The 23,579-nt window shown below is 36.3% G+C and carries 22 protein-coding genes and 1 tRNA gene; 17 read left to right on the forward strand and 6 right to left on the reverse strand.

Annotated elements, in window-relative coordinates:
• The first annotated feature begins 103 nt into the window (after positions 1 to 103).
• From ccpN to MKO96_RS20490, 7 genes are all read left to right on the forward strand, one after another.
• Positions 104 to 736 carry a transcriptional regulator CcpN gene (gene ccpN / locus MKO96_RS20460; protein WP_000583755.1) on the forward strand — a complete coding sequence of 211 codons (633 nt, stop codon included), beginning with the start codon at positions 104 to 106 and terminating at the stop codon, positions 734 to 736.
• Between the two features lie 29 nt (positions 737 to 765).
• A complete protein-coding gene (locus tag MKO96_RS20465) occupies positions 766 to 1,578 on the forward strand; it encodes a pyruvate, water dikinase regulatory protein (RefSeq protein ID WP_087981980.1) in 813 nt (270 codons plus the stop codon).
• 851 nt (positions 1,579 to 2,429) lie between these two features.
• Positions 2,430 to 4,226, forward strand: a complete 1,797-nt coding sequence (gene dnaG / locus MKO96_RS20470; RefSeq protein ID WP_240588470.1) for a DNA primase — start codon at positions 2,430 to 2,432, stop codon at positions 4,224 to 4,226.
• Positions 4,227 to 4,285: 59 nt separating this feature from the next.
• Complete coding sequence (rpoD, locus tag MKO96_RS20475; RefSeq protein WP_000764061.1) at positions 4,286 to 5,413, forward strand: RNA polymerase sigma factor RpoD; 1,128 nt, start codon at positions 4,286 to 4,288, stop codon at positions 5,411 to 5,413.
• 385 nt (positions 5,414 to 5,798) lie between these two features.
• The gene (cccA, locus tag MKO96_RS20480; protein WP_000828143.1) at positions 5,799 to 6,155 is read left to right on the forward strand and encodes a cytochrome c550; all 357 of its coding nucleotides are present in this window, start codon (positions 5,799 to 5,801) and stop codon (positions 6,153 to 6,155) included.
• A gap of 165 nt (positions 6,156 to 6,320) precedes the next feature.
• Positions 6,321 to 7,028, forward strand: coding sequence for a tRNA (adenine(22)-N(1))-methyltransferase (locus MKO96_RS20485; protein ID WP_240588471.1), 708 nt, complete (start codon positions 6,321 to 6,323; stop codon positions 7,026 to 7,028).
• Positions 7,025 to 8,146 carry a Nif3-like dinuclear metal center hexameric protein gene (locus tag MKO96_RS20490; RefSeq protein WP_240588472.1) on the forward strand — a complete coding sequence of 374 codons (1,122 nt, stop codon included), beginning with the start codon at positions 7,025 to 7,027 and terminating at the stop codon, positions 8,144 to 8,146. Before MKO96_RS20485 ends, MKO96_RS20490 begins: the two co-directional genes overlap by 4 nt.
• A gap of 40 nt (positions 8,147 to 8,186) precedes the next feature.
• Here MKO96_RS20490 and MKO96_RS20495 read toward each other — a convergent pair whose 3' ends face one another.
• Both MKO96_RS20495 and MKO96_RS20500 read right to left on the reverse strand, forming a co-directional pair.
• Positions 8,187 to 9,137, reverse strand: coding sequence for a 4-hydroxy-3-methylbut-2-enyl diphosphate reductase (locus MKO96_RS20495; RefSeq protein WP_087981976.1), 951 nt, complete (start codon positions 9,135 to 9,137; stop codon positions 8,187 to 8,189).
• 89 nt (positions 9,138 to 9,226) lie between these two features.
• Positions 9,227 to 9,961 (reverse strand): YqfQ family protein, encoded by a 735-nt coding sequence (locus tag MKO96_RS20500; protein ID WP_240588473.1) that lies wholly within the window; start codon positions 9,959 to 9,961, stop codon positions 9,227 to 9,229.
• A gap of 180 nt (positions 9,962 to 10,141) precedes the next feature.
• On the opposite strand from MKO96_RS20500, the gene MKO96_RS20505 reads away from it, so the two are divergent.
• Together MKO96_RS20505 and MKO96_RS20510 are read left to right on the forward strand one after the other, a co-directional pair.
• On the forward strand, positions 10,142 to 11,452 hold the full coding sequence (locus MKO96_RS20505) for a DEAD/DEAH box helicase (protein ID WP_240588474.1): 1,311 nt from the start codon (positions 10,142 to 10,144) through the stop codon (positions 11,450 to 11,452).
• 190 nt (positions 11,453 to 11,642) lie between these two features.
• Positions 11,643 to 12,539 (forward strand): deoxyribonuclease IV, encoded by an 897-nt coding sequence (locus MKO96_RS20510; protein ID WP_240588475.1) that lies wholly within the window; start codon positions 11,643 to 11,645, stop codon positions 12,537 to 12,539.
• Between the two features lie 26 nt (positions 12,540 to 12,565).
• Here MKO96_RS20510 and MKO96_RS20515 read toward each other — a convergent pair whose 3' ends face one another.
• Complete coding sequence (locus MKO96_RS20515; protein ID WP_001048965.1) at positions 12,566 to 12,820, reverse strand: DUF2624 domain-containing protein; 255 nt, start codon at positions 12,818 to 12,820, stop codon at positions 12,566 to 12,568.
• A gap of 149 nt (positions 12,821 to 12,969) precedes the next feature.
• Here MKO96_RS20515 and MKO96_RS20520 point away from each other — a divergent pair, with 149 nt between their 5' ends.
• The 4 genes from MKO96_RS20520 (at position 12,970) to MKO96_RS20535 (ending at position 16,124) form a co-directional block, all read left to right on the forward strand.
• Positions 12,970 to 13,848 carry a YitT family protein gene (locus MKO96_RS20520; protein WP_087981967.1) on the forward strand — a complete coding sequence of 293 codons (879 nt, stop codon included), beginning with the start codon at positions 12,970 to 12,972 and terminating at the stop codon, positions 13,846 to 13,848.
• 245 nt (positions 13,849 to 14,093) lie between these two features.
• The gene (locus MKO96_RS20525) at positions 14,094 to 14,864 is read left to right on the forward strand and encodes a metal ABC transporter ATP-binding protein (protein WP_001059649.1); all 771 of its coding nucleotides are present in this window, start codon (positions 14,094 to 14,096) and stop codon (positions 14,862 to 14,864) included.
• Positions 14,864 to 15,697: a metal ABC transporter permease gene (locus MKO96_RS20530; RefSeq protein ID WP_000613823.1), complete on the forward strand. Its 834-nt coding sequence runs from the start codon at positions 14,864 to 14,866 to the stop codon at positions 15,695 to 15,697. Before MKO96_RS20525 ends, MKO96_RS20530 begins: the two co-directional genes overlap by 1 nt.
• 13 nt (positions 15,698 to 15,710) lie before the next feature.
• A complete protein-coding gene (locus MKO96_RS20535; RefSeq protein WP_001054512.1) occupies positions 15,711 to 16,124 on the forward strand; it encodes a Fur family transcriptional regulator in 414 nt (137 codons plus the stop codon).
• Positions 16,125 to 16,201: 77 nt separating this feature from the next.
• Here the strand turns inward: MKO96_RS20535 and ispG are convergent, their stop codons facing one another.
• The 3 genes from ispG to MKO96_RS20550 form a co-directional block, all read right to left on the reverse strand.
• Positions 16,202 to 17,305, reverse strand: a complete 1,104-nt coding sequence (gene ispG / locus MKO96_RS20540) for a flavodoxin-dependent (E)-4-hydroxy-3-methylbut-2-enyl-diphosphate synthase (RefSeq protein ID WP_075308387.1) — start codon at positions 17,303 to 17,305, stop codon at positions 16,202 to 16,204.
• A gap of 164 nt (positions 17,306 to 17,469) precedes the next feature.
• Positions 17,470 to 17,835: a hypothetical protein gene (locus MKO96_RS20545; protein WP_064474783.1), complete on the reverse strand. Its 366-nt coding sequence runs from the start codon at positions 17,833 to 17,835 to the stop codon at positions 17,470 to 17,472.
• A gap of 73 nt (positions 17,836 to 17,908) precedes the next feature.
• Positions 17,909 to 18,667, reverse strand: a complete 759-nt coding sequence (locus tag MKO96_RS20550) for a DUF1189 domain-containing protein (RefSeq protein WP_000021902.1) — start codon at positions 18,665 to 18,667, stop codon at positions 17,909 to 17,911.
• Between the two features lie 242 nt (positions 18,668 to 18,909).
• Between MKO96_RS20550 and MKO96_RS20555 the strand changes: the two genes are divergently transcribed.
• The 4 genes from MKO96_RS20555 to MKO96_RS20570 all read left to right on the forward strand — a co-directional run bounded on the left by MKO96_RS20555 (position 18,910) and on the right by MKO96_RS20570 (position 23,447).
• Positions 18,910 to 18,983: transfer RNA gene (locus MKO96_RS20555), tRNA-Ile, on the forward strand.
• A gap of 221 nt (positions 18,984 to 19,204) precedes the next feature.
• On the forward strand, positions 19,205 to 19,816 hold the full coding sequence (sodA, locus tag MKO96_RS20560) for a superoxide dismutase [Mn] (protein ID WP_001052034.1): 612 nt from the start codon (positions 19,205 to 19,207) through the stop codon (positions 19,814 to 19,816).
• 117 nt (positions 19,817 to 19,933) lie between these two features.
• Entirely contained in the window at positions 19,934 to 21,211 is a 1,278-nt protein-coding gene (locus MKO96_RS20565) for an MFS transporter (protein WP_088059687.1), read from the forward strand.
• 109 nt (positions 21,212 to 21,320) lie between these two features.
• Positions 21,321 to 23,447 (forward strand): peptidoglycan D,D-transpeptidase FtsI family protein, encoded by a 2,127-nt coding sequence (locus MKO96_RS20570; protein WP_087981963.1) that lies wholly within the window; start codon positions 21,321 to 21,323, stop codon positions 23,445 to 23,447.
• Positions 23,448 to 23,579: the final 132 nt, after the last annotated feature.

Here is a 23,579-nt window from a genome sequence, read left to right on the forward strand (position 1 = left end):
GGACCGTATACGGTCCTTTTTACATCCTATCTTTTTCAAATAGCATATTTAGTATATAATATTTAAGAGATAGTATAACTTTTTTCGTTGTGCATTAAAGGTGGTGATTATCATAGAGCTGAATAAACGGCAAGAACATATCATTCAGATTGTAAAAGATCACGGTCCTATTACAGGGGAGTCAATTGCTGCGCAATTAGGACTAACACGTGCAACGCTAAGACCAGACTTAGCAATTTTAACGATGGCTGGTTATTTAGAAGCGCGTCCACGCGTAGGTTATTTTTATACGGGTAAAACCGGGGGGCAGCTATTATCTGAAGCTGTTAAGAAAATTAAAGTACAAGATTATCAATCTAGACCAGCTGTAATTGATAAAAATGTATCAGTATACGATGCGATTTGTACTATGTTTTTAGAGGACGTAGGTACATTGTTCGTTGTAGATCAATCGACGCTATTAGTTGGCGTTGTATCTCGTAAAGATTTATTACGAGCTAGCCTTGGAAAGCAGGATTTAACCTCTCTTCCGGTTAATATTATCATGACAAGGATGCCGAACATTGCGATGTGTCGTAGAGAAGATTCTTTATATGATATTGCGATGGAATTAATAGAAAGACAGATTGATGCGATGCCAGTTGTAAAAGATACGAAACAAGGTTTAGAAGTGATTGGACGAATTACAAAAACAAATATTACACGTGCGTTTGTAAACTTAGTAAATAACGAATAAGTGTAATTTGTTTAAAGTGAGGTAATGTAATGGATAATAAAATCGTATATGTCGTATCTGACTCTGTTGGAGAAACGGCTGATTTGGTTGTTCGAGCAGCGATGGGGCAATTCCCATTTGCTCCTGATATTAGACGTGTACCGTATGTAGAAGATACAGGGACATTAAAAGAAGTGATTTCGATTGCTAAGAACAATCAAGCGCTTATTTGTTTTACGTTAGTAAAGCCTGACATGCGTCAGTATTTAGTGACAGAGGCTGCGAAAGAAGGCGTAGAGGCATATGATATTATCGGGCCTCTTATCGATCAAATTGAAGAAATTACAGGGCAAGTACCAAGATATGAGCCGGGTGTTGTTCGTAGATTAGATGAAGAATACTTTAAAAAGATTGAAGCGATTGAGTTTGCTGTAAAGTATGATGATGGTAGAGACGCACGTGGTATTTTAAAAGCAGATATCGTGTTGATTGGAATTTCGCGCACATCAAAAACACCGCTTTCTCAATATTTAGCTCATAACAAACGTTTGAAAGTTGCCAATGTACCGCTCGTACCAGAAGTAGATCCGCCTGAAGAATTATATCAAGTGGCTAAAGAAAAATGCTTCGGTTTGAAAATTACGCCAGATAAGTTGAATCATATTCGAAAAGAGCGATTGAAATCACTTGGACTAAGTGATGGTGCAACATATGCCAATATTAATCGTATTAAAGAAGAAATTGATCACTTTGAGAATGTAGTTGGTAAAATAAATTGTCAAGTAATTGATGTATCGAATAAAGCGATTGAAGAAACAGCCAACATTATTGTGAATGCAGTGCAAAACCAAAAATTGTTTTAGCACATTTACCAAAGGTGAATGTGCTTTTTTCGCTCGTGAGAAACACAATACCTGTTGATTTCGTAATAGATTATAGCGGAGTGGTTATACTTATATTCTTCTGTCTTTTTATTATGCTAAGGGCAGGGTTTCGTTATCCTGAAATAGAAGATGAAAAAATAAAGGGATATGTAGCGTAGTTGAAGAAAATATATTATAATAAAAAATTGTGATAAAAACCTATATTTTACGTTTAGACTTTAATTTTTCAGAATAAACTAGGGATAGGATTTACGAAAAGACATGTAATTACGTTAAATCGACAAAATCTATACAAGAAAACGCACATTATGGAAGGATTCGCAGAAGGGATGTAGAATACAGAAATATGCAAAACATCAATATCGTATTAGTTGATGCAGATGCATATCCTGTGAATGCTGAAAATTGTGCAAGCTGGAACGAAAGTTCATGTCGAAATTTTGTTTGTCACATCGTATGCTCATCGTTTAAGGAAGTAGCAAGGAAAATTGGATCTATGTAGATGCTGAATAAGCTAAAGTTGATTTTTTATATGTATCAACATGCAAAAAACAGATCTCGTGATCACATAGGATATGGTGCTTGCTAGTCTTCTTGTAAAAAAGTGTATATGTATTGTCTCCAGGAGGTACATTTGTAACAGGTGAGCAAATGGATACAATTTTATATATGTAGGTACGTATGTGCGAAATTACGCAGAAAAGGGCCTACAAAATCGTTTGATAACGTGATCGACAACACTTTCTAATAAGTTTAGAAAAAATATTGTCGAATTATAAAGGAATTTTTTAATTTTTATCGAATACAAAATACGACACGGAGATGGATTTATGGGGAACAGAATTCCCGAAGAAGTTGTTGAACAGATTCGGACGTCATCGGATATTGTAGAAGTGATTGGTGAATACGTTCAACTTAGAAAACAGGGGCGTAACTATTTTGGCCTTTGTCCATTTCATGGTGAGAATTCTCCTTCATTCTCTGTTTCATCTGATAAGCAAATTTTTCATTGCTTCGGATGTGGAGAAGGTGGAAATGTATTTTCCTTTCTAATGAAAATGGAAGGATTGGCTTTTACCGAGGCTGTTCAAAAGCTAGGTGAAAGAAATGGAACTGCAGTTGCAGAGTATACATCAGGGCAAGGACAACAAGAAGACATATCTGATGACACTGTCATCATGCAACAGGCTCATGAACTTTTGAAAAAGTATTATCATCATTTATTAGTAAATACAGAAGAAGGAAATGAAGCACTTTCGTATTTGTTAAAACGTGGTATTACGAAAGAGATGATTGAGAAGTTTGAAATTGGTTATGCGTCACCTGCTTGGGATGCAGCAACGAAAATTTTACAAAAAAGAGGTTTATCGCTGTCTAGTATGGAACAAGCTGGTCTTCTCATAAGAAGCGAGAAGGATGGTAGTCATTATGATCGCTTCCGTGGAAGAGTTATGTTTCCAATCTATACGTTACAAGGTAAAGTGATAGCGTTTAGTGGAAGGGCGTTAGGAGATGACACTCCGAAATATTTAAATAGCCCTGAAACACCGATTTTTCATAAAAGTAAATTGTTGTATAACTTCCACCAAGCGAGGCCGTTTATTAGAAAACGTGGGCAAGTGGTCCTTTTTGAAGGGTATGCCGACGTAATGGCTGCGGTAAAAAGTGGTGTGGAAGAAGCTGTTGCGACAATGGGAACAGCTTTAACTGAAGAACAAGCAAAACTTCTGCGACGTAACGTTGAAACTGTTGTTCTTTGCTATGATGGTGATAAAGCAGGGCGAGAAGCAACGATGAAAGCAGGGCAATTATTGCTAAAAGTTGGTTGCCAAGTGAAAGTTACATCCTTGCCAGATAAGCTTGATCCTGATGAATATGTGCAACAATATGGGACAACTGCTTTTGAAAATCTTGTGAAATCAAGTATAAGTTTTGTTGGTTTTAAAATAAATTATTTGCGTTTAGGGAAAAATTTGCAAGATGAGTCTGGCAAAGAAGAATATGTGAAAAGTGTTTTAAAAGAGTTATCGTTGCTACAGGATGCGATGCAGGCAGAATCATATTTGAAGTCATTATCGCAAGAGTTTTCGTATTCAATGGAAACTCTTTTGAATCAATTGCACCAATATCGCAAAGAACAAAAGGTACAGCAAAAACAAGTAAAGCAGGCTTCTAAGCCGTCTCAAATTGTTCAAACAAAACCGAAGTTAACAGGTTTTGAAAGGGCAGAAAGAGAAATTATTTATCATATGTTGCAAAGTCCAGAAGTGGCTGTTCGTATGGAATCCCACATAGAAGATTTTCATACAGAAGAACATAAAGGGATTTTATATGAACTATACGCATATTATGAAAAGGGAAATGAACCTTCAGTCGGAACATTTTTAAGTTGGCTCTCTGATGAGAAGTTGAAAAATATTATCACTGATATTTCGACGGATGAATTTATTAATCCAGAATACACAGAAGAAGTGTTACAAGGCCATTTGGAGACGCTCAGCCGTCATCAAGAAAAACTTGAAAAGATGGAAATCATCTTTAAGGTAAAACAAATGGAAAAAACAGATCCTGTAGAGGCTGCTAAATATTATGTAGCATATTTACAAAATCAAAAAGCGAGAAAATAGCTTTTTTGATAAATTTTTAGTATAATGAATGTTTGTATCTCGCGTAAGGAGGGGAACAGATGGCTGACAAACCAGCTCGTTCTAAACAAATTGAAACTGAAATGACCCTTGAGCAAGTGAAAGAACAACTCACTGAGCTCGGAAAAAAACGTGGCGTTCTTACATATGAAGAGATTGCAGAACGCATGAATGGATTTGAAATTGAATCCGATCAAATGGATGAATACTATGAATATTTAGGTGAACAAGGGATTGACTTAGTTGGTGACAATGATAACGACGAAGGTCCTAATAATCGCCAAATTACAAAAGCGGAAGAAGAATTTGACCTTAATGATTTAAGTGTACCACCTGGGGTTAAAATCAATGATCCCGTTCGTATGTATTTAAAAGAAATTGGTCGTGTAGATTTACTATCTGCAGAAGAAGAAATTAGACTTGCAACGCGTATTGAAGAAGGCGATGAAGAAGCGAAACGTCGTCTTGCAGAAGCAAACTTACGTCTTGTTGTAAGTATTGCAAAGCGCTACGTGGGCCGTGGTATGCTTTTCTTAGACTTAATCCAAGAAGGGAATATGGGTCTAATTAAAGCGGTTGAAAAGTTCGATTATCGTAAAGGTTTCAAATTTAGTACGTATGCAACTTGGTGGATTCGCCAAGCGATTACACGTGCGATTGCAGACCAAGCACGAACAATTCGTATCCCAGTTCATATGGTTGAAACGATTAATAAGTTAATTCGTGTACAACGTCAATTACTACAAGATTTAGGACGCGAACCATCTCCTGAAGAGATTGGTGAAGAAATGGATCTTGCTCCAGAAAAAGTACGCGAAATCTTAAAAATTGCACAGGAGCCAGTTTCTCTTGAAACACCGATCGGTGAAGAAGATGACTCCCATTTAGGTGATTTTATTGAAGACCAAGAAGCAACATCGCCTGCGGACCATGCAGCGTATGAATTGCTAAAAGAACAATTAGAAGATGTGTTAGATACACTAACAGATCGTGAAGAAAATGTTCTACGTCTTCGTTTTGGTTTAGATGATGGACGAACTCGTACGCTTGAAGAAGTTGGGAAAGTATTCGGCGTAACGAGAGAACGTATCCGTCAAATTGAAGCAAAAGCACTTCGTAAATTAAGACATCCAAGCCGTAGTAAGCGTCTTAAGGATTTCTTAGAATAGGCTACCTTTAAGTTTACTTCACCTTTGTGAAGTAAACTTTTTTATTTTGTTAACTTTTGTTAAACTTTAGCTATCGGCAACGATTACAATTTCTTGTAATTTATTTTACAGAATTGTCTTTTGATTTGCAAATGCTCATTTTTCGATTTTTCGATTAATTTTGTGTATTCTATACAAAAATATATGTAGAAAAGTGAAAAATATGATGAGAAACGTTAATAATTATCGAAATAATAAGCGATATAACAATAAAAAACAATAAACTGAATTTATGTAATATTTTTAACGATTAGTAGTTTACTCTTTTCTGATAGAGCGTTTTCAAGTACAATGGAAATGACTGAATCATCTAACTATTTAGGGGTATAGAGGGGGGAGAAGAGATATGAAACGTAATCCGCTGATTCCGTTCGCTCTTATTGCAGCATTAGGTATTATCGTTATGTTTGTATTTTCATTTCAGGGGCTAAATAAATCTAAAGAGTTAGCTGATGCAAAAAATGGCGGAAAGCCAGCACAAACAGCATCAAAACCAGAGGATATTGTGAAGCAAAGCTGTACGAGCTGCCACGGTGATCAGTTACAAGGGGCAGTAGGGCCTAATTTACAAAAAATTGGTGGAAAACTTTCAAAAGATGAAATTAAAGAAATTCTTTCGAAAGGAAAAGGAAATATGCCTGCCAATTTAGTTCCAGCTGATCAAGCCGCTAAAGTAGCTGATTGGTTATCGAAGAAAAAATAAAGTTCCGTATGACAAGCCTTTTGCTTATGCAAAGGGCTTGTTTTTCTATATTTTCTAAAATACGATGAGTGATAGAGAATGGAATTGTTGTTATAGGCTTGCAACAACTACTATAAATTCATTATCATGGAGACAGACTGACAAGAGAAGGAGTAATGGAAATACATGAATGAAGTAAAGCTTTCAAAACGATTAGAAGAAGTTGTGCGTGAAATACCGGCAGGATCTACAGTTGCTGATATTGGATCGGATCATGCGTATTTACCGTGTTATACAATTATAAATAATATTGCTACAAAAGCAGTTGCTGGAGAGGTTGTAGATGGGCCATTTCGCTCTGCGCAAGCAACTGTAGCTGAAAGTGGCTTACAAGATAAAGTAGACGTGCGTAAAGGGAATGGATTAGCTGTTATCGCGCCAGGAGAAGTAGATGTAATTACGGTTGCTGGAATGGGCGGAGCGTTAATTCGTGACATTTTAGAAAGTGGTAAAGAAAAATTAGAAGGGGTAACTCGTTTAATTTTACAGCCGAATATTGCAGCGCATCACATTCGTGAATGGTTTATTGAGAATGAATGGGAGCTTATCCATGAAAAAATCGTAAAAGAAGATGGGAAAATTTACGAGATTTTAGTAGGCGAGCGAGGAAACATCGCGGTGCCTTATTCTGAAAATAAACAAGCGGAATTATTTATGGGGCCATTTTTAATAAAAGAAAAAGGTGAAGCTTTCGTTGAAAAATGGGAAGGGGAATTGAAAAACTTCCAAAATATTTTAAAGCAGTTAGAACGTGCGGCTGATTCTGAAGAAACAAAAGCGAAGCGTGCGGAAGTAGAAGCGAAAATGAAAATGATACGGGAGGTTTTATCATGAGTAAAATTCCAAATGGCCATGAAATTATTTCTTTATTTGAAAGTATGTATCCGAAGCATTTGGCGATGGAAGGAGATAAGATTGGCCTGCAAATTGGAGCGCTTAATAAACCCGTACAACACGTATTGATTGCGTTAGATGTAACGGAGGAAGTTGTGGATGAAGCAATTCAATTAGGGGCGAATGTCATTATTGCACATCACCCTTTAATTTTTAATCCGTTAAAAGTGATTCATACAGATAAAGCGTACGGAAGAATTATTGAAACGTGTATTAAAAATGATATTGCCATTTATGCAGCACATACAAATGTGGATGTTGCTAAGGGCGGGGTAAATGATTTACTTGCTGAGGCGTTAGGATTGCAAAATACAGAAGTTTTGGCACCGACATATGCAGAAGAAATGAAAAAAGTTGTTGTGTTTGTGCCGGTAACTCATGCAGAAGAAGTACGAAAAGCATTAGGAGACGCAGGTGCTGGTCATATCGGCAATTATAGCCACTGTACGTTTAATAGCGAGGGGACAGGTACGTTTGTACCTCAAGAGGGAACAAATCCTTATATCGGGGAAACTGGGCAGTTAGAACGCGTAGAAGAAGTGCGAATCGAAACGATAATTCCAGCTTCACTACAGCGAAAAGTGATTAAAGCAATGGTAACGGCACATCCATATGAAGAAGTAGCATATGATGTGTATCCACTTGATAACAAAGGTGAAACATTAGGGCTTGGAAAAATAGGATATTTACAAGAAGAGATGACACTTGGACAATTTGCGGAACATGTAAAGAAATCATTAGATGTAAAGGGTGCACGAGTTGTTGGGGATTTAAATGATAAAGTGCGCAAAGTAGCTGTACTTGGTGGTGATGGTAACAAATACATCAATCAGGCTAAATTTAAAGGAGCGGATGTGTATGTAACAGGTGACATGTATTATCATGTTGCTCATGATGCGATGATGCTCGGTTTAAATATAGTTGACCCAGGACATAACGTTGAAAAAGTAATGAAGCAAGGGGTACAAAAGCAATTACAAGAAAAAGTGGATGAAAAGAAACTCAATGTACACATTCATGCTTCGCAATTACATACAGATCCATTTACATTTGTATAAGAAAAATAAAAACCGTTGCTCATATAGGCAACGGTTTTTATTATTGTTCTTTTTTCACTTTTACACGAGGTAATATTTTTTGTAATGGTACTTTTCTAACTGTCTCCCATGTAGCGGGATTCATTGGATCATATTGATCTAAGAAAGCGATAACTTCTTTTGTAATTGGAGTTGGAGTAGAAGCACCTGCTGTAACAGCTACGTTTTCTACACCTTGTAGCCACTCTAATTTAATCTCACTTACGTCTGCAACGCGGTATGCTTTCGTACCAGCGATTTCTTGTGATACTTGTGCTAAACGGTTTGAGTTGTTACTTTTCGGATCACCGACAACAATTGTTAAGTCTGCAACATCAGCTTGTTTAGCGACAGCTTCTTGGCGAACTTGAGTTGCTAAACAAATTTCCTTATGGAATTCTGCTGTTGGGAATTTCTTCTGAATGTCCTCCATTAAATGTTGAACATCCCATTGGCTCATCGTTGTTTGATTTGTAACTAAAATTTTATCTGTTGGAATTTCTAATGTTTTTAAATCATCAGCTCTTTCGATAAGGTGAACGATGTCAGGTGCAATACCAACTGCGCCTTCTGGTTCTGGATGATTTTTTTTGCCGATATAAATGACATGGTAACCTTCAGCTTTCTTTGCTTCAATAAGGTCATGTGTTTTTGTAACATCTGGACAAGTGGCATCGATTGTCGTTAAACCTTTTTCTTTTGCACGTTGTTTAACTTCTGGAGAAACACCGTGTGCAGTGAAAATAACAGTACCAGATTCAATTTTATCTAAAATTTCTAATCGACTTGGACCGTCTAATGTAATGATGCCATCTTCTTCGAATGCATCTGTTACATGTTTGTTGTGAACAATCATACCTAAAATATAAATAGGTCTTGGTAATGATGTATCTAATGCGGCGTTACGTGCAATAACCATCGCGTCCACAACACCGTAGCAATAACCACGAGGGGAAATTTTAACAATTTTCATATGAGTAATCCTCTCCTTCTAAACAAGGGATACTTTTGTGCATAGTCTTTTACATTATAAAGGAGGAATGGATAGAAAACAAAGGATTGTTACACATATAGTTTTGGTTTTGTTGCTATTTTTTGAACAGGCTCCTCTCGTAATTCTTTTTCTATGACAGGCTCAATCACTATTTTTTTTCTTTTTCTTTTTTTTTGTGGAGGCGGCGGAGTTGCTACCTCAACCTTTTCTGTTATGTCTTCAGTTGGATTTTCAGTTGGATCTTCTTCCGTACTTTTTCCAGAGGTGAGGATTTTAACAATGCTTGGTAGGTTACGCATAATAGGACTGTACTGTTCGACGACAGGGCTTACAGATTGAACGACTTGGGATACTTTTTCAATATTGTTTATCATATTAGTTGGATTCGAAATTAAATTCGCCAAAAAACTGCCGATGCCGCTACTTGATGCTGCTGTAGTTGCTGCACCACCGCGCGTTTCATTTGATTCATACATTTGAGGGGGGATCATTTGCTCTGGATGTTGCTGCATGTATGGTTGATATTGTTGTGAGTATTGCTGCGGGTATTGTTGTTGGTATTGGTATTGTTGTTGATATTGGGGCGGCGGTTGTTGGTGCATCATTGGCGGCGGTCCATCCATTTGTCGATAAGGTGGAACCATTTGCATGAAAGGCTCGGTTGGATCGTGTTTTTTAAAGAGTTTAGCAAGGAACCCTTTCTTTTTTTGTGCCATCGGTGGTAGTTGTGGAATTGGATATGGTGTATAAGGTTGCTGTCCTTGATTCGGATACATTTGCCTTGTGGGGGATTTTGGAAACATGTGAGAAATCCTCCTTTCTTCAGTTAGGTATATACACATACAATATGCAATAAGAGGGAAGAAGGTTAGTTTTTGAAGTAAAAACCTAAACTAAAGATGGATTTTACTTGTAGATTTCGATATAATGTAGACTTGACTGATTTGTGCGCGCAGTAGAAATTTAGAAAGAAGGTGTAACTTATGGCACAACAAACTTTTACACAGTATGATTTTAAACCATTTTTAATAGATGCAGTTCGTGAACTACGCTTTACAGAGCCGACAGGAATTCAAAAGAAAATTTTCCCGGTCGTGAAAAAAGGTGTAAGTGTAATTGGACAATCCCAAACAGGTTCTGGGAAAACACATGCATACTTACTTCCTACATTGAACAGAATTAATGCAAGTCGTGAAGAAGTACAACTTGTTATTACAGCGCCTACTCGTGAGTTAGCACAACAAATTTACGAAGAAATCGTGAAATTAACAAAGTTTTGTGCGGAAGATCAAATGATTACAGCACGTTGTTTAATTGGTGGAACTGATAAACAACGATCAATTGAAAAGTTGAAAAAACAACCTCATATTGTAGTTGGAACACCAGGACGTATTAAAGATTTAGTAGAAGCGCAAGCATTATTTGTTCATAAAGCAAATACTATTATTGTCGATGAAGCAGACTTAATGCTAGATATGGGATTCATTCATGATGTAGACAAAATTGCATCACGCATGCCTAGAAATTTGCAAATGCTAGTTTTCTCTGCAACAATTCCTCAAAAACTAAAACCGTTTCTGAAGAAATATATGGAGAATCCAGAGCATATTCATATCAATCCAAAACAAGTTGCGGCTGGGAATATTGAGCATTATTTAGTACCTTCTAAACATCGTAACAAAATCGATTTAGTGAACAAAATGTTGCTACAATTTAAACCGTATTTAGCAGTTGTTTTCACGAATACGAAGAAGATGGCGGATCAGGTTGCTGACGGATTAATGGAACGTGGCTTAAAAGTTGGACGAATTCACGGAGATTTATCACCGCGTGATCGTAAAAAAATGATGAAACAAATTCGTGATCTTGAATTCCAATATATTGTTGCAACTGATTTAGCAGCACGTGGTATTGATATTGAAGGGATTAGTCATGTTATTAACTACGAACTTCCATCAGATTTAGATTTCTTCGTTCACCGCGTTGGAAGAACAGCACGTGCGGGGCATTCAGGTATTGCAGTGACGATTTATGATCCAGCAAACGAAGAAGCGTTAGATAGTTTAGAAAAACAACGTCATATTGAGTTCAAGCATGTAGAGTTACGTGGAGATGAGTGGGCGGATTTAGGTGAACGTCGTCGTCGTAAGAGCCGTAAAAAACCAAATGATGAACTTGACGTTATGGCAACGAAAGTTATTAAAAAGCCGAAAAAAGTAAAACCAAACTATAAACGTAAACTTGCAACAGAACGTGACAAAGTGAAGAAAAAATATAGCCATAAAAAAAGATAAGGGGAGCCCCCTTATCTTTTTTTATCCGGCTATTTGCGGGATAATAATCGGTGGGGAATGGAAAAACACTGATTAAAGTTTCGGTGTAGCTAGTTACAATTTGCGTAGTGTTTTAGCAACAAACAATTCGCTACATATTTCTACAAATTATGCTATCATTATATCTATTGTATATTGAAGAGGTGATTGTATGTTAAAGATTGGATCTCATGTTTCTATGAGTGGTAAGAAAATGTTATTAGCAGCAAGTGAAGAGGCTGTTTCATACGGTGCAACGACGTTTATGATTTATACAGGTGCACCGCAAAATACACGAAGAAAACCAATTGAAGAATTGAACATAGAAGCAGGAAGAAGACATATGGAACTAAACGGTATTGAGGAAATTATCGTACATGCGCCATATATTATTAATCTTGGGAATACGACGAAGCCAGAAACATTCCAATTAGGTGTAGACTTCCTTCGCATGGAAATTGAAAGAACATCGGCATTAGGTGTAGCGAAACAAATCGTTCTTCACCCAGGTGCGCACGTTGGTGCAGGAGCGGATGCTGGTATTCAACAAATTATTAAAGGGCTTAATGAAGTATTAACGCCAGAGCAGACGGTTAACATTGCGTTAGAAACGATGGCAGGAAAAGGAACAGAATGCGGTCGTAGCTTTGAAGAAATTGCAAAGATTATTGATGGTGTCAAATATAATGAAAAATTATCAGTATGCTTTGATACGTGTCATACGCACGATGCAGGATATGATATTGTAAATGATTTTGACGGCGTATTAAACGAATTTGATAAGATTGTTGGTATTGATCGTTTGCAAGTACTTCATATTAATGATAGTAAAAATGTATGCGGCGCAGGAAAGGACCGTCATGAAAATATCGGCTTCGGTCATATCGGTTATAAAGCGTTACATCATATTGTGCATCACCCGCAGTTAATGCACGTACCAAAAATTCTTGAAACGCCATATGTAGGTGAAGATAAAAAAGATAAGAAGCCACCATATAAATTAGAAATCGAAATGCTGAAAAATGGTAATTTTGATGAAGGAATTCTTGAGAAAATTAAAGCGCAATAAGCAATAAGGAGGGGATTTTCCCCTCCTTATTTTAGTAGTTGCTGAAATAAAGTGTTTACTTGTTGGGCAGTAGCAGGGGAGGTTACTTTTGCTATTTGTTTTAAGAGCTCTAGCCGTTCGTCATTATCGTAAATGTTAATATTCTTACCTTTCATAAGTAAAACAATTTGATCCGCTTGTGCAGTCGTAATAGAAACTTCATACTCTTTACTGTATTTCAATAACTCTTTTGTAGAAATATGATTTAATTTTTTATTTACAAGTTGTTTAATGAGGTTCATCGAGTTATCCTCCTTCACACGTTCTTCTATCGAAATATATGAGTACGTAGCTTGTACATATTCACGTAGAGTTTCTTTTTTCATGAGAAAAAGAAGCGTATGTTATAATATAAGGACAAAACTATAGAAAAAGAGTATAAGGAGGACTTATGGAACAAAAGCAACATCGAAAAGAAAGTGTTATCCATCTTATTTATCGTTTAGTTATGATTATTTTTGGGGCAGCATGCGCAGCGGTAGCGATTGAACTATTTTTAATGCCAAATAAAATTATTGATGGTGGAATTATTGGTATTTCTCTTATATTAGATTATCTTACTCCTAATATTTGGTGGTTAAGTTTCTCTACTTTAGTCGTTATTCTCAATATCCCATTTATGTATTCAGGTTATAAGCAAATCGGAAAAACATTCATGCTATCTTCGGCGTTCGGTATTGTAGCTTTAGCGTTTATTGAATCAACGTTACATGCTGTTCCGCCATTTACAACAGAGCCGATTTTAGCAACAGTGTTTGGGGGTCTTATTTTAGGTATTGGTGTAGGGCTCGTTATTCGCCATGGTGGATCAATGGACGGAACAGAAATCATGGGTATTTTATTAACGAAGAAATTGCCTTTCTCTGTTGGCGAATTTGTAATGTTTGTGAACTTATTCATTTTTGCATGGGCAGCATTTGTATTTGGTGTTGAACAAGCTATGTATTCTGTTATGGCGTACTATATCGCCTTCAAAACAATTGATACAGTCATTCAAGGTTTAGATGAAACAAAAGCGGTTTTAATTGTATCAGATCAATATGAGGAAGTATCAAATGCGATTTTGCATCGTCTTGGTCGTGGAACTACAAAGCTTGTAGCGAAAGGCGGTTACACGGATAAAGAAAAAGAAGTTATTTATGCAGTTGTAACGCGTCTGGAAGTGACGAAGTTAAAATCAATTGTGTATGAAATTGATGCGAATGCGTTTGTTACGATTATGAATACACAAGAGACAAATGGTGGCAAGTTTAAATCGGCTATCCACTAAAAAACATGTATCCCGCTATTTGAGGGCAAATAATCGGTAGGGGATGGCCTCATTTGATTAAGGTTTCATTTTATAGGAATATTTTTCGGGAGCAGAGAATTTTTCTCTGCTTTTTGTTATAATAGAAAGGTTTCTTGAAAAAATTGATATATTTTAGGCAGATTGGTTTACAACTATAATAAGCTGTACTATAATTCAAATAGATATAAATCGGAATCATTCTGAATTAAAATAGGTGAGATGATATGAATAATATATTAGAAATAGAAGGATTGTCATTTCGATATGAAGATCGAAATGTGTTAGAAGATATTAATTTGCAAGTTCCGAAGGGAGCTTTTTTAGGTTTAGTTGGGCCGAATGGTTCTGGGAAATCAACTTTGCTAAAATGTTTATTAGGCGTTTTAAAGCCAAAACAGGGAAGTATTCGTTTGTTTGGTGTTGATAGTAAGAAGTTTAAAGAATGGAACAAAGTTGGTTATGTGTCGCAAAAGGCAAATAGCTTTAATTCTGGTTTTCCGGCAACTGTTTTTGAAGTTGTATCAATGGGACTCGTTTCTAAAAAAGGGCTGTTTCGCTTTTTCACGAAAAACGATAAGGAAAAGGTAGAAAAAGCGATTGCTGATGTAGGAATGAGTGAGTTTCAAGGGCGCAATATCGGAGAACTTTCTGGTGGACAACAACAGCGTGTATTTATTGCTCGTGCGCTCGTTAGTGATCCTGAATTACTTATTTTGGACGAGCCCACTGTTGGAATAGATGTGAAGAATGTAGAAAGTTTTTATGAGATATTAGAGGATTTAAACAAAAGGTTAGGAATCACATTAATTCTCGTTACTCATGATATGGGAGCTGTTACTGAGAAGGTAACACATGTTGCATGCTTAAACCAACATCTACATTTCCATGGAAATGTAGAGAAGTTCCGAGAGTTAGAAGATGCAGAAATGTCCGTCTTATATGGACATCATGTTCATCGTTTAGAACACGAGCATGAGCATCACGGGAGGATATAATGATACAAGATTTTTTACAATATGACTTTTTACGTAACTCTTTATATGCAGGGATTTTAATCGGACTTGTTGCACCGCTTATCGGTGTATTTGTTGTCATTCGCCGAATGTCGCTTATTGCGGATGCATTAAGTCACGTGACATTATCGGGTATTGCTGCAAGTTTACTACTAGAAAAAACAATTTTCACAGGAGGATTTTTAAATCCGTTATATATGGGAATGATTTTTTCTATTGGTGGGGCGTTACTAATTGAAAAATTACGTACTGTATATAAACATTATCAAGAATTAGCAATTCCGATTATTCTTTCAGCAGGAATGGGGATTGGGGTTATTTTTATATCACTTGCAAATGGATTTAACACTGATTTATTTAGTTATTTATTTGGGAGTGTAAGTGCTGTAACAAGTACGGATTTAATAATCATCGGCATTGTAGCAATTGTTGTTATTGTAACGATCACTTTATTATATAAAGAGTTATTTTTACTATCGTTTGATGAGGAATATGCTGTATCAACCGGTTTGAGTGCAAAGTGGATTCACTTTATTTTCATTATATTGGTTGCCCTTGTCATTGCAGTATCAATGCGTGTAGTAGGGGTTCTTCTCGTATCATCATTAATGACGTTACCAGTTGCAGCAAGTATTCGTATTGCGAATGGATTTAAACAAACAATTTTCTTTTCCATTTTATTTGGTGAAATTGCAGTAATTGGTGGAATGTTTGCTTCATATCAACTTGATCTAGCACCAGGTGGTACAATTGTTATGATAGCAGTTCTTATTTTAATTGGTGCGATTTTATGGAAAAAGAAAAAAACTGCATAAAGTAGGGATAGATATGAATCTAACGGAAGCTTTACGCCTAATGAAAGATAAAGGATACAAACATACTGGAAAAAGGGAAGAAATGCTCAGGTTATTTGCAGCTCACAATCGTTATTTAACGGCGAAAGACGTTTTAGAGCATATGAAGGATGATTATCCAGGTCTTAGCTTTGATACGATTTATCGTAACTTAACGGTGTTTGCTGAAATCGGTGTTTTAGAACAAACGGAATTAAATGGTGAAAAACATTTTCGTTTTACATGTTCTATTATGGAACATCATCATCATTTTATTTGTTTAGATTGCGGGGGGACGAAAGAGATTACTTCCTGCCCGATGGATTTTATGAATAAAGATTTTAACGGTTATGAAGTAACCGGGCATAAGTTTGAAATATACGGCCGTTGTCCAAAATGTGCAAAATAAGAACTCGTCGGTTACATAACTGACGAGCTTTTTTACGTAAAAAAGAAGGTTGCCACAATATTGTGGCAACCTTCTTTTTATTGTTCTTGTGTTTCTTTTTCTTTTTCTCGTTCAGCAGCCATTTCAGCAGCAATTACATCGATTTCTTTTTTTAGTTCTTCTACCATTATTTCTTCTGGTACTTTACGAACAACTTGCCCTTTACGGAATAATAATCCTTCTCCACGTGCACCGGCAATACCGATATCAGCTTCACGAGCTTCACCAGGACCGTTTACAGCGCAACCAAGTACTGCAACTTTAATTGGTACTTTTAGTGTAGAGATGTATTCTTCCACCTCGTTAGCGATGCTAATTAAATCAATTTCAATACGACCACAAGTTGGACAAGAAATAAGTGTTGCTGCATTAGATGCAAGACCGAATGACTTTAATAGTTCACGCGCAACTTTTACTTCTTCAACTGGGTCAGCACTTAATGAAATACGTAGTGTATTTCCGATGCCTTTATTTAAGATTGCGCCAAGACCAGCGGCACTTTTTACAGTTCCGGCAAATAATGTTCCGGATTCTGTAATACCTAAATGTAATGGGTAATCAAAAGCACGAGCAGCTTTTTCGTATGCTTCAATTGCTAAGTTAACATCAGAGGCTTTCATAGATACGATAATATCGTGGAAATCTAAGTCCTCTAAAATTTTAATGTGATGTAGGGCGCTCTCGACCATACCATCTGCAGTTGGGTATCCGTACTTTTCTAAAATGTGACGTTCTAATGAACCTGCGTTTACACCGATACGGATTGGAATACCGCGTTCTTTTGCTGCATTTACAACAGCTTCTACTTTATGGCGACGACCAATGTTACCTGGATTGATACGTACTTTATCAATGCCACCTTCAATTGCTTTTAAAGCAAGGCGATAATCAAAATGAATATCAGCAACAAGTGGAATGTTGATTTGTTTTTTAATATCAGCAATAGCATTTGCTGCGCGTTCGTCTGGAACAGCAACACGGACGACTTGACAGCCAGCTTCTTCTAAACGTTTAATTTCAGCAACTGTTGCTTCAACATCATGTGTTTTTGTTGTTGTCATACTTTGTATAATTAATTCATTATTACCGCCAATTGTTAAATTACCGACTTTAACTGGACGTGTTTTTGTACGATGAGTCATTTCATTCACGAATAGATCGCTCTCCTTATAAAAGAAGTTTCTTATTTAGTCCCTCATATCAATGAAAGTATACGTGATACAGGGCTATAGAAACCGAAGTGCTCGGTTTCACTTTTACTATTGTATCAGCGCCTTTATGTAATTGACAAGGATTAAGTGATTGCTTATTGATATAACGGGAATTTATAAGACTTTCCAATTTGTATTTTTGTAGCAGATGTACTTTTGTTTAGTTGTTTAAAGTCATCAATTACCTTTTCAATGGAAGGGATTTTTTTCTTATTAATTTGTTCGGTAATAGAAAGAACTGTCTCACCTGTTTTGACTTCAATTGTTTTATAAGTTACATCTGTTTCTTTTTCTGCTTTGTTCTCTTTATTTTGTTTTGTATCTGTACTTTCTTGTTTTATCGTTTGGGCCGCATTTGTTTTTTTATATGAACTTAACATCGGTAAAGTGCCGATTTTTATATCGTAATAAAATATATAACCAAGAACAAGCACGAATAAGAATATACCTAATCTCTTCATATTCTTCACTCCTTTGCTAGGAATATATGCTTGTCCAAAAAAAAAATGCCTATTTAGGCATTTTTTTTCGTTCTTATTTTTCTTTTGGTTTTGGAACTTCTTTAATCGTTAAGTAAAGAACAATTAAAACAACTGCGATATAAATGAATGTTGAACCAGGTACAACAATTTTGAATAGATCCATAATCATAAAGAAGATTGTTGGAATTGTGTAGCTGTATGCAGTTAACGTCCATACTTGCTTATAAGATAATTTACGTTGACCGCTCATAGCAGAACCAATAAACGCAAGTAAAGTAATTCCTAAGAAAGTAATAAACAATTGGAATAGGTATACTAACACGCCGATAACAGCTAGTAAAATTGGATAAATACTATCGAATACAGAAATGAAATCTTGCAAATCTTTCTTCTCAAGAGATGTCCCTAATAAATCATTATAGGAGTATGTTTGTGTTTGACCATTTCCTATAGAAACTACTTTATCTTTTAAAATAAATAAACCAGTTTTGTTTTGATATGTTTCTATATCTGTTGTATTGGGATCAAATACGAAAAGAGCATCTCCCTCTTCCTTTAGAATAGGTTGTTCAATATCTGCTTTTAGTTCACCGTTTTCGATTTTAAAATCAGGTAAATCTTTTTCAATTGCTTGATTTACCATGGTAACACTATCTTGAATAAAGCTACCGTAAAAGAATGTTCTTGGAATAGTAGTGATTAGACAAAGTAGCATAATATACAAAATGGTTTTTCCGATTTTTTGAAAACGGAATAGCGCCATATCTTTAGGCGAATATACGCTTTTTGCTAATTGGGTAAATATGGACATAGATTCACTTCCTTTATGTATGTATAAAATCATTGTAACGTAGGAATCTAGAGAATCTCAAGATATATTATATTTACATATAGTGGAGATAACTAAATTTCTTTTATTAATTTTCTTCTTTTATATGAGAAAAATACAATTGACACTTTTCTTTGCCATATGGTAAATTTATCTTACATTTCTTAAAGGATATATCTGATAGGAATTCCTTTATTTGATATGTATGTTACATACATAATTGTGGACCCTTAGCTCAGCTGGTTAGAGCAGACGGCTCATAACCGTCCGGTCGTAGGTTCGAGTCCTACAGGGTCCATATCCATTTCACATGTTTATTATGTCAGCGGGAAGCTTCCTTGTAGAAGGGAGCTTTTTTTACGGAATATATGAGCATTTTAATTGAAAAGAAGTGGGATTTTTGCTACGTTAATGATAGCAAGACAATGTGATTTATTTGTTTGCACCCTATGGCAATTAGGGTAGAATGAAGTTGTATGTCACTTAAGTGGCAATACATAAACTGGGAGGAATATAACAATGGCAAAACACGAATTACCAAATTTACCTTATGCGTATGATGCTTTAGAGCCTCACTTTGACAAAGAAACAATGAACATCCATCATACAAAACATCATAACACGTACATTACAAACTTAAACGCTGCTTTAGAAGGTCATGCAGAATTAGCTGACAAAAGCGTAGAAGAATTAGTTGCAAACTTAAACGAAGTACCAGAAGCAATCCGTACAGCAGTACGTAACAATGGTGGCGGACATGCTAACCATACATTCTTCTGGACAATCTTATCTCCAAACGGCGGCGGACAACCAGTAGGCGAACTTGCAACTGCAATTGAAGCGAAATTCGGTAGCTTCGATGCATTCAAAGAAGAATTCGCAAAAGCTGGCGCAACTCGTTTCGGTTCTGGTTGGGCTTGGTTAGTAGTAAACAATGGTGAGTTAGAAGTAACAAGCACGCCAAACCAAGATTCTCCTCTAACTGAAGGTAAAACTCCAGTTGTAGGTTTAGATGTTTGGGAACATGCTTACTACTTAAATTACCAAAACCGTCGTCCTGACTACATCGGTGCATTCTGGAACGTTGTAGATTGGAACGCTGCTGAAAAACGTTACCAAGAAGCAAAATAATTGTAATAACGATAGAAAAAAGCTAGGAGAATGCTCCTAGTTTTTTTCTATGCTTTCCTTTTACATAATTGGGCTTGTCTTTGGAAGACTAGAACATGAAGTAAAGGAGAGTTGTGTATGAAGTGGAAACATATAATTGGTGACGTTGAAGTGAATCGGGATTTAGTGTTATTGCTCCTTATTGGAGGTTTATACACGCTCGCAATTTCTTTATCGAATACGTTTGTTAACATTTATTTATGGAAACAAACACAAAATTATGTGAATCTTGGCTTGTATAATTTGGCCAGCGTTGTATTACAGCCTCTCACATTTCTTATAGGTGGGAAATTAGCGAAGCGTATTGATCGCTCAATCTTGTTACGAATAGGCGTAGGCACGTTAGCTATTTTTTTTATCGTTGTTTTAGTAGCGGGAAAAAGCGCTTCTCACTATATTTTATTAATGGGGGCTCTTTTAGGAGTCGGATATGGTTTTTACTGGCTCGCGTTTAACTTATTAACATTTGAGATTACAGAACCAGAAACAAGAGATTTCTTTAATGGGTTTCTTGGACTTCTTACATCCTTCTCTGGCATGATTGGACCGATAGCAGCTGGATACACAATTTCACGTATGGAAAAATGGAGTGGCTATACGGTCATATTCTTTCTTTCGTTACTGTTATTTGCAATTGCTGTCATTTTAAGCTTTTTTGTATCTAAGAGAGAATGTGAAGGACGGTATGAAATTGTACAAGTATTGAAAGAGCGGCAGATTGATAAAAATTGGGGAAGAATTACACGTGCTCATTTTTTCCAAGGGTTGAGAGAGGGAACGTTTATTTTTGTGATTTCCGTATACGTGTATTTAGCGACGGATAGCGAACTCGCCTTAGGAAAATATAGCTTAGTAAATTCTGCTGTATCATTTGTATGTTACTACTTAGTCACTCGTATGTTAAAGAAAGAGTGGCGGAAAAAAGCAATTTTGCTTGGAGGCATTATTTTATATGCTGTCGTATTTTTAGTTATATTCAATGTTACATATGCAAAATTACTTATTTATGCAGCGTGTATTGCGGTTGCATACCCTATTTTGCTCGTTCCGTACGGGTCCATGACATATGATGTAATTGGCAGAGCGAAAAACGCGAGAGAGTGGCGTGTAGAGTATGTAGTAGTCCGGGAATTATGGTTAAATGCAGGAAGAATTTGTTCGATTTTAAGTTTTTTATGTGCTGTATTATTCTTTCCACCTGAAAAAAGTTTGCCTTACTTATTATGTATTTTAGGTGCAGGACATTTTCTTATTTATTTTGCAGTTAAAAATGTCAAATATGATGAGGGAAATGCAAGTAAAACAAGTGTTGTAACGCAAGCGACTGCGCAGAATCAAACAGAACCAGAAGGTTAACTTCTCGGTTGTTTTATGCTAGAATAGAAAAAGATGTAAGACAGCAGTGAGGACACCTGTATGAAGGTGTCCCTTTCACATTACATAGCTGTTGGTAGAGGGGGTTTGTATGAGCAAGAAGCAGAAACAACAAAAGAAAAAGACTCACGTTCCTTTTCGGTTAAACGTGCTGTTTTTCTGCGTGTTTTTATTGTTCTCCGCGGTTATTGTAAGGCTTGGATATGTACAAATTGTTCGCGGTGAGGAATATAAGAATGAAGTGGAGAGGAAAGAGAACTCGACGATAAGTAATCCTGTACCACGTGGGAAAATATTTGACCGTTATGGGCGAGCTGTAGTAGATAATGCAGCTGTTCGTACGATTACATTTACAAAAATGAAAGGATCAACTGCAGAGGCTCGCTTAGAAACAGCGAAAAAGCTAGCAGATTTGATTGAAGTACCGACTGATAAATTAACAGATCGCGATAAAAAAGATTATTGGCTTGCTATGCACAAAGAGGAAGCTAAAGAAAAGATTACGAATAAAGATCGTCAAGAGTTAAAAGATAAAAAAATTGACGATAAAGAATTAGATGAACGTCAACGAAGTCGCGTGACAGAAGAAGAAGTGAATCAATTATCCGCAAAAGATTTAGAAATACTAGCGATTAAAAGCAAAATGGACGGCGGATATGCAATGACACCTCAAGTTATTAAAAAAGATGCTACAGAAGAAGAATATGCGATTATTAGTGAAAGCCTAGCAGCATTACCAGGTGTAGATACGAATGTTGATTGGGATCGAAAGTATATTTATGATGATTTATTCCGAAGTGTACTTGGCGGGGTGTCAACGTCTGATGAAGGTTTACCGAGAGAAAGACTAGATTACTATCTTGTTCGTGATTATAATCGAAATGACCGTGTAGGGAAAAGTTATCTTGAGCAGCAATATGAAGATAGTTTGCACGGTAATAAAGCGGAAGTGAGAAATATCACAGATAAAAACGGTAATATTTTAGAAACGATTAATGTATCAAAAGGGCAGAGTGGTAACAATCTGAATTTAACAATTGATATGGAATTACAAAAGCGTGTAGAAGAAATTATCACTAAAAATTTATTGAGATATAAAGGGGGACAACCTCTTTTAGATCGTGCATTCGTTGTAATGATGAACCCAAAAAATGGTGAAGTTTTATCTATGGCTGGGAAACAGTTAGTGAATGAAAATGGCGAAACGAAAGTACAAGATTTCGCATTAGGAACGATGACAAGTTCTTATCCGATGGGATCAACTGTAAAAGGTGCGACAGTACTTACAGGCTATCAAACAGGTGCGATTCAACCAGGTTCAGTTCAACTTGATGAACCAATCGTATTGAAAGGAACGCCGAAAAAATCTTCTTGGAAGACGATGGGATATATTAATGATCTGACAGCATTAAAAATGTCTTCTAACGTTTATATGTTTAAAACGGCGATGAATCTCGCAGGTGTTCAATATGTGAGAGGTGGTACGTTAGATATACCACAAAAAGCATTTGATACGATGCGTTATTATTTCGGACAGTTTGGACTTGGTGTGAAAACAGGTATTGATTTACCGAATGAATCAGCGGGCCAAACAGGTAAAGGAATTCAGCCAGGTTTCTTATTAGATTTATCAATTGGACAGTATGATACGTATACACCACTTCAATTAGCGCAATATGTTTCAACAATTGCAAATGGTGGTTACCGTATGCAACCGCAAGTTGTGAAAGAAATTCGTCAACCGGCAGTGAAACAAGATGAGGTTGGAAAAGTGGTTCATTCAATGGAACCGAAAGTGCTAAATCGTATTGATATGCCTGAATCACAAATTAAACGTGTTCAGGAAGGATTTAGACAAGTATTTAACGATTCTGGTGGTACAGCTGCGAAATACTTTGCAGGTGCACAATATAAAGCTGCTGGTAAAACAGGTACAGCTCAAACTGTGTATGGCGGAGATAAAGAGATTGGTAGAAAGGCAAACGGTGAGCGTAAAGAAACATATAACTTAACGTTAGTAGGTTATGCGCCACTTGAAGACCCTGAAGTAGCATTTTCTGTTGTTGTACCTTGGGTAGATGATAAATCAGGTATTAACGGATATATTAGCCGTGACATTATGGACGCGTACTTTGATTTGAAAAAAATAGAAAATGGCGAAGCTTCAAAAGAGGAAATAGATAATAAAAAGAAAAATAAAGAGCAAGATGATGAATAAAAAAGTTGTAAAAAAAGCACACTATCTGAAAAGATAGTGTGCTTTTTTTTATGGTTTATGCATACGTTTTAATAAAGTGGACAAGCATATCATATCGGAAAATTAAGAGGCTTTACAAATGATACTCATGCA

It is taken from the genome of Bacillus sp. ES1-5, assembly GCF_022487605.1.
GTDB lineage: Bacteria > Bacillota > Bacilli > Bacillales > Bacillaceae_G > Bacillus_A > Bacillus_A wiedmannii.

Coding starts and splice junctions, on each gene's coding strand:
- MKO96_RS20465 (WP_087981980.1), top strand. CDS start 766: ATGGATAATAAAATCGTATATGTCGTATCTGACTCTGTTGGAGAAACG.
- dnaG (WP_240588470.1), top strand. CDS start 2,430: ATGGGGAACAGAATTCCCGAAGAAGTTGTTGAACAGATTCGGACGTCA.
- rpoD (WP_000764061.1), top strand. CDS start 4,286: ATGGCTGACAAACCAGCTCGTTCTAAACAAATTGAAACTGAAATGACC.
- cccA (WP_000828143.1), top strand. CDS start 5,799: ATGAAACGTAATCCGCTGATTCCGTTCGCTCTTATTGCAGCATTAGGT.
- MKO96_RS20485 (WP_240588471.1), top strand. CDS start 6,321: ATGAATGAAGTAAAGCTTTCAAAACGATTAGAAGAAGTTGTGCGTGAA.
- MKO96_RS20490 (WP_240588472.1), top strand. CDS start 7,025: ATGAGTAAAATTCCAAATGGCCATGAAATTATTTCTTTATTTGAAAGT.
- MKO96_RS20495 (WP_087981976.1), bottom strand. CDS start 9,137: ATGAAAATTGTTAAAATTTCCCCTCGTGGTTATTGCTACGGTGTTGTG.
- MKO96_RS20500 (WP_240588473.1), bottom strand. CDS start 9,961: ATGTTTCCAAAATCCCCCACAAGGCAAATGTATCCGAATCAAGGACAG.
- MKO96_RS20505 (WP_240588474.1), top strand. CDS start 10,142: ATGGCACAACAAACTTTTACACAGTATGATTTTAAACCATTTTTAATA.
- MKO96_RS20510 (WP_240588475.1), top strand. CDS start 11,643: ATGTTAAAGATTGGATCTCATGTTTCTATGAGTGGTAAGAAAATGTTA.
- MKO96_RS20515 (WP_001048965.1), bottom strand. CDS start 12,820: ATGAACCTCATTAAACAACTTGTAAATAAAAAATTAAATCATATTTCT.
- MKO96_RS20520 (WP_087981967.1), top strand. CDS start 12,970: ATGGAACAAAAGCAACATCGAAAAGAAAGTGTTATCCATCTTATTTAT.
- MKO96_RS20525 (WP_001059649.1), top strand. CDS start 14,094: ATGAATAATATATTAGAAATAGAAGGATTGTCATTTCGATATGAAGAT.
- MKO96_RS20530 (WP_000613823.1), top strand. CDS start 14,864: ATGATACAAGATTTTTTACAATATGACTTTTTACGTAACTCTTTATAT.
- MKO96_RS20535 (WP_001054512.1), top strand. CDS start 15,711: ATGAATCTAACGGAAGCTTTACGCCTAATGAAAGATAAAGGATACAAA.
- ispG (WP_075308387.1), bottom strand. CDS start 17,305: ATGACTCATCGTACAAAAACACGTCCAGTTAAAGTCGGTAATTTAACA.
- MKO96_RS20545 (WP_064474783.1), bottom strand. CDS start 17,835: ATGAAGAGATTAGGTATATTCTTATTCGTGCTTGTTCTTGGTTATATA.
- MKO96_RS20550 (WP_000021902.1), bottom strand. CDS start 18,667: ATGTCCATATTTACCCAATTAGCAAAAAGCGTATATTCGCCTAAAGAT.
- sodA (WP_001052034.1), top strand. CDS start 19,205: ATGGCAAAACACGAATTACCAAATTTACCTTATGCGTATGATGCTTTA.
- MKO96_RS20565 (WP_088059687.1), top strand. CDS start 19,934: ATGAAGTGGAAACATATAATTGGTGACGTTGAAGTGAATCGGGATTTA.
- MKO96_RS20570 (WP_087981963.1), top strand. CDS start 21,321: ATGAGCAAGAAGCAGAAACAACAAAAGAAAAAGACTCACGTTCCTTTT.